We start from the raw sequence: 10,763 nt of genomic DNA on the forward strand, positions 1-10,763 counted from the left end.
AAGTGCCGCCCGGCAACAATCGACTATCTCCCGCTTTCATCCAGCGCAAACGTCGGCAACTTAAGGTGCCAGCGTATTGCCGCCAGCCTTATCACCAGCGTCACTAACATGCCGAACATCGCGGAGTTTTCCAGCGAGACGTTGAACGTGTAGTGGGCGGTGGCGTGAACGATGCCGCCGATGATGCAGGCGGTGGCGTAAATTTCGGTACGCAGGATCATTGGGATTTCGCGCGCCAGCACATCACGAATAATCCCGCCGCCAACGCCGGTGATCACGCCCATACAGATAGCCACCATCGGGCCTGTCCCGGCAATAAACGCTTTATTGACCCCGATCCCGACAAACACAGCCAGGCCAACCGCATCCAGCACTGGCAGGATCCATTTCGGTAAACGCCGCGGCTGACGCACCAGCAGGATCGTCAACATGCTGGTGATCATCGCCACCACCAAATCAGTGGGATCTTTTACCCAGAATACCGGCCCGTGGGCGAGCGCCATATCACGAATGGTTCCGCCCCCGACAGCGGTAACTACGCCAAGGACGAGGACGCCAAAAGGGTCCATCCGAAGTTTTCCGGCCAGTAAGACGCCGGAGATAGCAAAGACGGCTGTACCCACAATATCCAGCCAATAGACAAGCATTGATGCGTTTCCCGTTAATTGACCTGCGCAAGCGTTGTGCAGAGTTGTTTGGCGGCGAGGATAATACGCGGGGAGGCGCGTTCAAACCAGTCGCTGTTGAGCGGAATAACCGGAATGTTGAGCTGATCACGCCAGTACTGTCTTATTGAGGACACTTCTTTATCGGTGCCTGCGGTGATAATCGCCTGGGGCTGACGGGCAATGACCTGTTCCCGGCTCACCTGAGGCCAGGGCACTCGGCTGTTGGCAAAGATGTTTTCCCCACCGCAGGCCTCAATCACTTCGTTTTGTATTGAGTCTTTATTGCTGGTAAACAGCGGATTCGTGCCGAATTGCAGGAAGACCGTTTTTTTCGTCGTCTGCGCATATCGCTGTTTAAGCGCGGCGAACTCTTTACGCAAGGTGGCTCCCGCCTGTTTTGCCTGTTCGGGAACCGGGCTCCAGACCGCCAGTTTTTCCAGCGCATCGGCAAGTTGTTCGATGCTACTGGTCTCCACCCACATCACATTGATGCCAAGCGAGCTGAGTTGATTGACTTGTCTGTCGGCATTTCCGCCGCGCCAGGCCAGCACAACATCGGGCTTCAACGCCACAATACGCTCCAGATTCATGCCCTGCCAGCTGGCGACTTGCTCAATATGCGCCGCCTGGGGAGGATAATCGGAAAAGCTGCTGACCCCGACAGGCGTAATGCCAGCGGCAAAAGCTAACTCTGTATTGGCAGGGGAAAGCGTGATGACTCGCGGCGCGGCTATCAGCCACGCCGGAAACGTAAGCAGCAGGGCAAGAATGCCCTGCAACAGCGGTTTACGCATGGTTCAGTTTCTGCACCAGTGTTTCAACCATCAGGCTGGACTGTTTCGCCGCCACCGCCAGGAACTCATCAAAGCTCAGGTGAGACTGTTGGTCAGCCACATCAGAGATGGCGCGAACCACCACGAAAGGCACCTTGAAGTTATGGCAAACGTGAGCAATGGCTGTGGCTTCCATCTCAACGGCAACGGCCTGAGGGAAGTTGTGGCGGATTTTTGCCAGGCCAACGGAGCCATTGATGAACGCGTCACCGCTGACAATCAGGCCGCGTACGGCATTCAGATTGAGCTCTTTAATGCAGCTTTCTGCCGCATCGACCAGTTTTGCATCGGCGGCGAAACCGGCCGGGCAACCTGGAAGCTGGCCGTATTCGTAGCCAAATGCGGTGACGTCGGCATCGTGATAGCGTGCTTCATCAGACACCACGATATCGCCCACTTTCAGCGTTGGCGCCAGGCCACCTGCGGAACCTGTGTTGATGATGACATCCGGTTTGCAGCGCTCGAGAAGCAAGGCTGCGCCCATCGCTGCGGCGACTTTACCGATCCCTGATTTCAGCAGCGCAACGTCAGCGCCGTTCAACTGGCCGGTATAGATTTCGCTCCCGCCAACGGTAAGGGTCTGACGGTTCTGGATTTTGTCACGCAGCAGCGTCACTTCTTCTTCCATTGCACCAATAATGCCGATTTTCATAGATTTACTCGCGATGTGATGGGTTTAAAGGCATAGTTTATCACGGAGCACGCATTTCCGGACCGGGAGAGGCTATGGCAACTATTGATTTTCGCACCAAAATAAACTGGCGTCGTCGTTACCGTTCGCCGCAGAACGCGACGACCGAACATGAAATTCTGCGTATTTTCGAAAGCGATCGTGGGCGAATCATCAATTCTCCGGCCATTCGTCGGTTACAGCAGAAAACTCAGGTCTTCCCGCTGGAACGCAATGCGGCGGTGCGCACGCGCCTGACGCACTCAATGGAAGTTCAGCAGGTCGGGCGCTACATCGCCAAAGAGGTGCTGAGCCGTCTTAAGCAACAAAAACTGCTCGACGCTTACGGGCTTGAAGACCTGACCGGGCCATTTGAAAGCATCGTTGAGATGGCGTGCCTGATGCATGATATCGGCAATCCGCCGTTTGGCCATTTCGGTGAGGCAGCAATCAATGACTGGTTCCGTAAGGTGCTGTGGCCTGCGGATGCCGCCAGCCAGCCGTTAAGCGAAGACCGTTGTCTGGTTGGCGCGCTGAAGCTGCGTGATGGCGAAGACTCGCTCAATGAATTGCGTCGCCGCGTGCGTCAGGATCTCTGCCAGTTTGAAGGGAATGCGCAGGGCATTCGCCTGGTCCACACGCTGATGCGCATGAACCTGACCTGGGCGCAGGTGGGGTGTATTCTGAAATACACCCGTCCAGCCTGGTGGCGCGGTTCCACGCCGGAAAGCCACAGCTATTTAATGAAGAAACCTGGCTATTATTTCGCCGAAGAAGCCTATGTTGCGAAGTTACGTAAAGAACTGGATCTGGCGCCTTATAGCCGTTATCCATTGACGTGGATTATGGAAGCGGCCGACGACATCTCTTATTGCGTGGCCGACCTCGAAGATGCGGTCGAAAAACGTATCTTCAGCGTGGAGCAACTTTATCAGCATCTTTACGACGCATGGGGCACGCACCAAAAGGGGTCGCTGTTTTCTCAGGTTGTCGAAAATGCCTGGGAAAAATCGCGGTCCAATTCAATGAGCCGCAGCACGGAAGACCAGTTCTTTATGTATTTACGCGTGAATACGTTGAATAAACTGGTGCCTTACGCGGCGCAGCGCTTTATTGAAAATCTCCCACAGATATATGCAGGAGATTTTAACCATGCTCTGCTGGAAGACGACAGTGATTACAGCCAGCTGCTTGAGTTATATAAGAGCGTGGCGATGAAAGAGGTATTCAGCCATCCGGACGTGGAGCAGCTTGAATTACAAGGTTATCGTGTTATCAGTGGCTTACTGGAGATTTACCAGCCCCTGCTTAAATTATCATTAAGCGATTTCAACGAGCTGGTGGATAAAGAACGTTTGCGCCATTTGCCGATTGAAAGCCGTCTGTTCCATAAACTTTCAACCCGTCATCGGCTGGCCTATGTTGAAGCCATCAATAAAATTCCGCGCGACGCCGCAGAGTATCCGTTGATGGAGTACTATTATCGGTGCCGCCTGATTCAGGATTATATCAGTGGGATGACCGATCTCTATGCCTGGGATGAATACCGTCGGCTGATGGCTGTGGAATAAGGCGCAGGTTTTGTAAAGACGGACAATAATTTTTTACTTTTTCCAGAAACTTAAATCCGGAACTTCGCGCTATAAATCGACTCTGACAGTCACGTACACAGCAATTTTTGCAATATCTGACATATTGAGATGACGAGACATGAAAAAAACCACGTTAGCAATGAGTGCACTGGCTCTGAGTTTAAGTCTGGCCCTTTCCCCATTAACAGCCACCGCTGCTGAAACGGCCTCCTCAGCAAACACTGCCCAGCAGATGCCAAGCCTGGCGCCGATGCTGGAAAAAGTGATGCCTTCCGTTGTGAGCATCAACGTGGAAGGTAGCACCACCGTGAACACCCCAAGAATGGGCCGTAACTTCCAGCAGTTCTTTGGCGACAACTCGCCATTCTGCCAGGACGGTTCCCCGTTCCAGAACTCACCGTTCTGTCAGGGCGGGCAGGGTGGCCCTGGCGGTAACGGCGGAAGCCAGCAGGAAAAATTCATGGCGCTGGGCTCCGGCGTCATCATCGACGCCGCTAAAGGCTATGTGGTGACCAACAACCATGTGGTCGATAACGCCAGCACCATTAAAGTCTCTCTGAGCGACGGGCGTAAGTTTGATGCGAAAGTGGTCGGTAAAGATCCACGTTCTGATATCGCGCTGATTCAGATTCAGGATCCGAAAAACCTGACGGCGATTAAGATTGCGGATTCCGACGGACTGCGCGTAGGTGACTATACCGTTGCTATCGGTAACCCGTTTGGTCTGGGTGAAACCGTGACTTCGGGTATTGTTTCTGCGCTCGGCCGTAGCGGCCTGAATGTGGAAAACTACGAAAACTTTATTCAGACGGATGCCGCCATCAACCGCGGTAACTCGGGCGGCGCGCTGGTGAACCTCAACGGTGAGCTGATCGGGATTAACACCGCGATCCTCGCACCAGACGGCGGCAACATCGGTATCGGCTTCGCTATTCCGAGCAACATGGTGAAAAGCCTGACCGAGCAGATGGTGAAATACGGCCAGGTGAAACGCGGCGAGCTGGGCATCATGGGCACCGAGCTGAGCTCCGATCTGGCGAAAGCAATGAAAGTTGACGCCCAGCGTGGCGCCTTCGTAAGCCAGGTGATGCCAAACTCTTCTGCGGCAAAAGCCGGTATTAAAGCAGGGGATGTGATCACGTCTCTGAACGGTAAGCCAATCAGCAGCTTCTCCGCACTGCGCGCACAGGTTGGCACCATGCCAGTCGGCAGCAAAGTAGAGCTGGGTCTGGTACGTGATGGCAAACCGGTGAACGTGACCCTGGAACTGCAGCAGAGCAGCCAGACTCAGGTCGATTCCAATACCATCTTCAACGGCATTGATGGCGCTGAAATGAGCAACAAAGGCGCTGATAAAGGCGTCGTGGTGAATGGCGTGAAAGGCGGCTCACCTGCGGCTCAAATCGGCCTGAAGAAAGGGGATGTGATCATCGGTGCTAACCAGCAGCCAGTGAAGAACATTGCGGATTTACGCAAAATCCTCGACAGCAAGCCGTCTGTCCTGGCGCTGAATATTCAGCGTGGCGACAGCACTATCTATCTGCTGATGCAGTAATCATTCGTCGCTGAACAAAAGCCCTTCTCCTGTGGAGAGGGGCTTTTTTATGCCTTTTGCCCGGCGGCGCTACGCTTGCCAGGCCTACAACTCCGGTGCGGATCGTAGGCCGGGTAGGGCGCAGTCGCCACCCGGCAAAATGTAGTCAACAATCGGGCATAAAAAAAGCCGGGTCAGACCCGGCCTTACTGTTGCTCAACGGATTGGCGTTATTTATTGCGAGTCAGTTTTTCCAGATCGGACTCAATCTCGCTGATCTTGTTGGCGACCACGCTTTCCAGATGACGCAGATCGTCGAGGATCTTGCGTTTCAGATCCACTTCGGTACGGTCGCGTTTGCACAGTTGATCCAGTTCGTCGATCACATAGCGCAGGTTAGGGCTGATTTCCTGCACTTCTTTGTAGCCCTGGCCCACACCGTCGGCCACCACGGTTTTACGCTGGCGCGGATATTTAAACTTAACGCTCTTCGCGAAAAACTCGCCCTTATCCTTATGAAAATAGATTTTCAGGATATCGTTGTTGGCTTCCTGCCGGAGGCTGTAACGATCGATTTCATCAGGATTGGTAATGCCCAAACTTTTCAGATTGTCGTACATAGCGGTATCCTTGGATTAAACATAACCTTTGAATAATTAACGAAAAAATCTATTTTCGCCAGCGGCAGAGATAAAAAAAGCGGGGTTGCCCCCGCTTTTCGTTATAGCTGATTAATCGATGGTGCGGAGCAGTTCGTTGATGCCCACTTTACCGCGGGTTTTGGCGTCCACTTTCTTAACGATAACCGCACAGTACAGGCTGTATTTACCGTCTTTCGACGGCAGGTTGCCGGAAACAACCACGGAGCCCGCAGGGACGCGACCGTAGAACACTTCGCCGGTTTCACGATCGTAGATTTTGGTGCTCTGGCCGATGTATACGCCCATGGAGATAACAGAACCTTCTTCAACGATGACGCCTTCCACAACTTCGGAACGCGCGCCAATGAAGCAGTTATCTTCAATGATGGTTGGGTTAGCCTGCAGTGGCTCAAGCACGCCGCCGATGCCTACGCCACCAGAGAGGTGAACGTTTTTACCGATCTGCGCACAGGAACCTACGGTCGCCCAGGTGTCCACCATTGAACCTTCATCAACATAGGCACCAATGTTCACATAAGATGGCATCAGCACGGTGTTGCGGGCGATATACGCGCCCTGACGAACCGCGGCTGGAGGCACGACACGGAAGCCTTCTTTCTGGAAGCGTGCTTCGTCGTAGTCCGCGAATTTCATCGGCACTTTATCGAAGTAGCGGCTTTCCGCGCCGTCGATAACCTGGTTATCGTTGATACGGAAAGAGAGCAGTACCGCTTTCTTCAGCCACTGATGAGTCACCCACTGGCCGTCAATCTTCTCTGCAACGCGCAGAGCGCCGGAATCCAGCAGGGCAATAACCTGATTTACCGCTTCACGGGTCACGGTATCCACATTCGCCGGAGTGATGTCGGCGCGGCGCTCAAAAGCGGTCTCAATAACGTTCTGTAACTGCTGCATTGTTAAACTCTTTCCATTAAAAAAAACACACTACCCTTTATCGTTTGGATTGAGGGCCGCTGTCAACCGCTGTTGCACTTCCTGCTGCAGCTCATTATTAAGCGCACGCCGGTCGGCTGTCGCGATTATAAATAAATCTTCTACTCGTTCACCAATTGTCGTAATTCTCGCCCCGTGGAGCGAAATCCCGAGGTCAGCGAACACCTGGCCCACACGGGCTAAAAGCCCTGGCTGATCGAGTGCAATCAGTTCGAGGAAGGATTTTCTGTCCGTGTGGGTTGGCAGGAAATTCACCTCGGTATCGACGGTAAAGTGGCGAAGTTTTGCTGGCTGACGACGTGGGGCAGGGGGCTGCCATGAGCGCTGAGAGATGGCCTGCTCGAGTCCCTGACGAATGGCCTCGTGTCTGTCGTTGGACAGTGGGCTGCCGTCTGGCTCCAGCACAATGAAGGTGTCCATTGCCATGCCGTCGCGGGTGGTGAAGATTTGCGCGTCATGAACGCTGAGATTGCGTCTGTCGAGTTCCGCACAGACGGCCGCAAACAGGTAAGGACGATCCGGACTCCAGATGAAGATTTCCGTGCCGCCACGGGTTGCCTGCGGGCTGAGCAGGATCATCGGCTTTTTCAGATCGTGCTTCAAAAGATGACGGGCATGCCACGCCAGCTGATTTGGCGTGTGGCGAACGAAGTAGTTAGCCCGGCAGCGCGCCCAAATCTGGTGAAGCGCTTCTTCGTCGATATTGTCCATTCGCAGCAGCGCAAGTGCCTGAAGCTGATGATGACGGACACGTTCGCGCATGTCAGGCGTACTTTGCATTCCGCGACGGAGCTGTTTTTCGGTGGCGAAATAGAGCTCACGCAACAGGCTCTGCTTCCAGCTGTTCCACAAGGTTTCGTTGGTGGCGCAGATATCGGCGACGGTCAGGCATACCAGATAGCGAAGACGGTTTTCCGTCTGCACTTCCTCGGCGAACTGTTTGATGACCTCTGGATCCTGAATATCGCGTCGCTGTGCCGTCACGGACATCAACAGATGGTGGCGTACCAGCCAGGCAACAAGCTGCGTTTCACGGGAATTAAGACCGTGCAGTTCGGCGAATTTCAGGATGTCCTGCGCGCCAAGAATGGAGTGGTCGCCGCCGCGGCCTTTGGCGATATCGTGGAACAAGGCGGCAATCAGAATGAGCTCTGGATGATTCAGGCGTGGCCACAGTTCGACGCACAAGGGGTGGCGCGAGCGCGTCTCCTCTTTGGCGAAACTCTCAAGCTTCAGCAGCACCCGAATGGTGTGCTCATCGACGGTATAAGCATGGAATAAGTCGAATTGCATCTGGCCGACGATATGCGACCACTGCGGCATATAAGCCCACAGCACGCTGTGGCGGTGCATGGGGAGTAAACCACGGCTGACAGCGCCCTGATGGCGCAGCATGCTCAGAAACAACTCACGCGCTTCCGGGATATAGCAAAGCGGCTGGCTGAGATGGCGACGCGCGTGGCGCAAATGGCGCAGCGTGGTGGAGTAAATGCCGGTAATGCTGCTGTTACGCACCATGATGTGGAACATGCGCAGAATCGCCTGCGGCTCACGCATAAACAGCGAGTCGTCTCGCAGGTCGATGAGCGTGCCGCGAAGCTGGAAGTCGTCGTCAATAGGACGAGGTTTCTCATCGGCGGTTAACGCCAGAATTGCTTCATCAAACAGCTGCAATAGCATCTGGTTAAGTTCGCCGACCCGACGCGTGACGCGATAGAAATCCTTCATCATTTGCTCGACGGGCTCATTGCCTTCGCCGCTGTAGTTCAGGCGCTGGGCCACATTGAGCTGACGATCGAACAGCAGGCGGTTATCGTAGCGGTTAATTTCCAGGTGCAGCGCAAAGCGGATGCGCCACAGCAGGTGCAGACACTCGTTCAGCTCGTTGCGTTCCGCTTCGGTCAAGAAGCCAAAGCCGACCATTTCATCCAGCGAGGTGGCACCAAAGTGACGACGAGCGACCCATTGCAGGGTGTGAATATCGCGCAGGCCGCCGGGGCTGCTTTTAATATCAGGTTCGAGGTTATAGCTGGTGCCGTGGTAGCGCTGGTGGCGTTCGTTTTGCTCTTCCACCTTGGCGGCGAAGAATTTTTCTGAGGGCCAGAAGCCTTCACTGAAGATGTGTTTTTGCAGCTCCAGGAACAGGGCAACGTCGCCAATCAACAGGCGTGATTCAATCAGGTTGGTGGCGACGGTTAAATCTGAAAGCCCTTCCAGAAGACACTCTTCCAGCGTGCGCACGCTATGTCCGACTTCGAGTTTGACGTCCCAAAGTAGCGTCAGCAGTTCGCCGATCTTCTGGGCCAGTTCATCAGGCAGCTTTTTGCGACTGAGGATCAGCAGGTCGATGTCAGACAGAGGGTGCAATTCGCCACGGCCGTAGCCGCCAACCGCAACCAGCGCTGCGTCTTCGACGTCGCCAAAACCGTAGTGCAGCCACAGACGCTGAAGCATCTGATCGATAAATTCCGTACGGGCGGTCATCAGCTCTTCTGCCGAAACGCCACTGTCAAAGGCCTGGCCCAGCCACTGCTGAAATTTGTCGAGATGCGCTTTGATGCTGGCGCAGTTCAGCTCTGAGGCTTCCCAGCTCTCCGGATAAGCTGGCTGATTTGGCAGAACAGGTAAGGCTGTGTCAGGTAAGGAATTGCTCATCGCGCCACCCATAAGAAAAAACGATTACCTATAAAAAAACCGGCTTGCGCCGGCTTCTTGTCATTCGTTGTGCGAGATTATCGCCGGGATGGTGTCATCCTTTCTTAGCGTCAGAATTTCGCAGCCGTTATCTGTCACCACAATAGTATGCTCATACTGCGCCGACAAGCTTCTGTCTTTGGTTTTCACCGTCCAGCCGTCTTTCATGGTACGGATACGGTAGTCGCCAGAGTTGACCATTGGCTCGATGGTGAACGTCATCCCGGCTTGCAGCACAACGCCGCCGTCATCGGCATCATAGTGCAGAACCTGCGGCTCTTCATGGAACACGCGGCCAATGCCGTGACCACAATATTCACGAACCACAGAAAAACCTTCTGCTTCCGCGAATTTCTGAATCGCCGCACCGAGGGTGCGCAGGCGGATGCCTGGTTTGACCATACGCAGCGCCAGATACAGGCTTTCCTGAGTCACGCGACACAGACGCTCGCCCAGAATCGTCGGTTTGCCCACGATAAACATCTTCGAGGTGTCGCCGTGGTATTCATCTTTAATCACGGTCACGTCGATGTTGACAATATCGCCTTCTTTCAACAATTTTTCGTCATCCGGGATCCCGTGGCAGACCACTTCGTTAATAGAAATGCAGACGGATTTCGGGAAACCGTGATAGCCCAGGCAAGCAGAAACAGCTTGCTGCTTGTTGACGATATAATCGTTACAGATACGGTCAAGCTCGCCAGTGCTGACGCCAGGTTTGACGTGCTCTTCAATCATTTCAAGCACTTCGGCGGCCAGTCGGCCAGCGACGCGCATTTTTTCAATTTCTTCAGGGGTTTTAATAGAGATAGCCATGAATTCTGTCCATCGGGGCCGATTTTTTCGGCAATACTGGTGTTAAGTGCTGACAATGGTAACAGCCGCCGCTATCGACTGCCAAATTGAGAATCATTAACAGCACTCAGCGCCAACAACTGTTGGTTTCTCTCTGCGTTTTATGGTATAAAGCGCGCCGAACTTCCATTTCCGTTTTGTGTTGCAAGTCGGAACTGGCAGCGACAAATCTCACTTTGTGTAAATAACACACACGTATCGGCACATACGCCGGGGTGCCCTTCGGGGTCGGTTGTATGGGATACGTGGAGGCATAACCCCAACTTTTATATAGAGGTTTTAAACATGGCAACTGTTTCCATGCGCGATATGCTCAAGGCCG

9 protein-coding genes are annotated in these 10,763 nt (G+C 53.9%); 2 read left to right on the plus strand and 7 right to left on the minus strand.

Annotation, left to right across the window (positions count from 1 at the left end):
* Positions 1-23: 23 nt before the first annotated feature.
* The 3 genes from ACRCWW_RS11790 to mtnN are packed head-to-tail and all read right to left on the minus strand — an operon-like array spanning position 24 to position 2,153.
* Positions 24-647 carry a TRIC cation channel family protein gene (locus ACRCWW_RS11790; RefSeq protein WP_330984847.1) on the minus strand — a complete coding sequence of 208 codons (624 nt, stop codon included), beginning with the start codon at positions 645-647 and terminating at the stop codon, positions 24-26.
* A 14-nt stretch (positions 648-661) separates the two neighbouring features.
* Entirely contained in the window at positions 662-1,462 is an 801-nt protein-coding gene (gene btuF / locus ACRCWW_RS11795) for a vitamin B12 ABC transporter substrate-binding protein BtuF (protein ID WP_438682583.1), read from the minus strand.
* On the minus strand, positions 1,455-2,153 hold the full coding sequence (mtnN, locus tag ACRCWW_RS11800) for a 5'-methylthioadenosine/S-adenosylhomocysteine nucleosidase (RefSeq protein ID WP_438682584.1): 699 nt from the start codon (positions 2,151-2,153) through the stop codon (positions 1,455-1,457). The genes btuF and mtnN overlap by 8 nt, the downstream gene beginning before the upstream one ends.
* Before the next feature lie 74 nt (positions 2,154-2,227).
* On the opposite strand from mtnN, the gene dgt reads away from it, so the two are divergent.
* Complete coding sequence (gene dgt / locus ACRCWW_RS11805; RefSeq protein ID WP_438682585.1) at positions 2,228-3,742, plus strand: dGTPase; 1,515 nt, start codon at positions 2,228-2,230, stop codon at positions 3,740-3,742.
* Positions 3,743-3,881: 139 nt separating this feature from the next.
* On the plus strand, positions 3,882-5,318 hold the full coding sequence (degP, locus tag ACRCWW_RS11810; RefSeq protein WP_438682586.1) for a serine endoprotease DegP: 1,437 nt from the start codon (positions 3,882-3,884) through the stop codon (positions 5,316-5,318).
* A gap of 209 nt (positions 5,319-5,527) precedes the next feature.
* Here the strand turns inward: degP and ACRCWW_RS11815 are convergent, their stop codons facing one another.
* From ACRCWW_RS11815 to map, 4 genes are all read right to left on the minus strand, one after another.
* Positions 5,528-5,917: a DUF3461 family protein gene (locus tag ACRCWW_RS11815; protein WP_154159731.1), complete on the minus strand. Its 390-nt coding sequence runs from the start codon at positions 5,915-5,917 to the stop codon at positions 5,528-5,530.
* 111 nt (positions 5,918-6,028) lie between these two features.
* Positions 6,029-6,853, minus strand: a complete 825-nt coding sequence (gene dapD / locus ACRCWW_RS11820) for a 2,3,4,5-tetrahydropyridine-2,6-dicarboxylate N-succinyltransferase (protein WP_330984852.1) — start codon at positions 6,851-6,853, stop codon at positions 6,029-6,031.
* A gap of 30 nt (positions 6,854-6,883) precedes the next feature.
* Complete coding sequence (gene glnD, locus ACRCWW_RS11825; protein ID WP_438682587.1) at positions 6,884-9,547, minus strand: bifunctional uridylyltransferase/uridylyl-removing protein GlnD; 2,664 nt, start codon at positions 9,545-9,547, stop codon at positions 6,884-6,886.
* Positions 9,548-9,607: 60 nt separating this feature from the next.
* Positions 9,608-10,402, minus strand: coding sequence for a type I methionyl aminopeptidase (gene map, locus ACRCWW_RS11830; protein ID WP_438682588.1), 795 nt, complete (start codon positions 10,400-10,402; stop codon positions 9,608-9,610).
* Between the last annotated feature and the right edge of the window lie 361 nt (positions 10,403-10,763).

It is taken from the genome of Scandinavium sp. (assembly GCF_051650185.1).
In the GTDB taxonomy this organism is placed as follows: Bacteria; Pseudomonadota; Gammaproteobacteria; order Enterobacterales; family Enterobacteriaceae; genus Scandinavium.

What these genes read in the sequence shown, in the direction of transcription:
- btuF (WP_438682583.1), bottom strand. Translation starts at nt 1,462, where the DNA reads ATGCGTAAACCGCTGTTGCAGGGCATTCTTGCCCTGCTGCTTACGTTT.
- degP (WP_438682586.1), top strand. Translation starts at nt 3,882, where the DNA reads ATGAAAAAAACCACGTTAGCAATGAGTGCACTGGCTCTGAGTTTAAGT.
- mtnN (WP_438682584.1), bottom strand. Translation starts at nt 2,153, where the DNA reads ATGAAAATCGGCATTATTGGTGCAATGGAAGAAGAAGTGACGCTGCTG.
- dgt (WP_438682585.1), top strand. Translation starts at nt 2,228, where the DNA reads ATGGCAACTATTGATTTTCGCACCAAAATAAACTGGCGTCGTCGTTAC.
- dapD (WP_330984852.1), bottom strand. Translation starts at nt 6,853, where the DNA reads ATGCAGCAGTTACAGAACGTTATTGAGACCGCTTTTGAGCGCCGCGCC.
- ACRCWW_RS11790 (WP_330984847.1), bottom strand. Translation starts at nt 647, where the DNA reads ATGCTTGTCTATTGGCTGGATATTGTGGGTACAGCCGTCTTTGCTATC.
- glnD (WP_438682587.1), bottom strand. Translation starts at nt 9,547, where the DNA reads ATGAGCAATTCCTTACCTGACACAGCCTTACCTGTTCTGCCAAATCAG.
- map (WP_438682588.1), bottom strand. Translation starts at nt 10,402, where the DNA reads ATGGCTATCTCTATTAAAACCCCTGAAGAAATTGAAAAAATGCGCGTC.
- ACRCWW_RS11815 (WP_154159731.1), bottom strand. Translation starts at nt 5,917, where the DNA reads ATGTACGACAATCTGAAAAGTTTGGGCATTACCAATCCTGATGAAATC.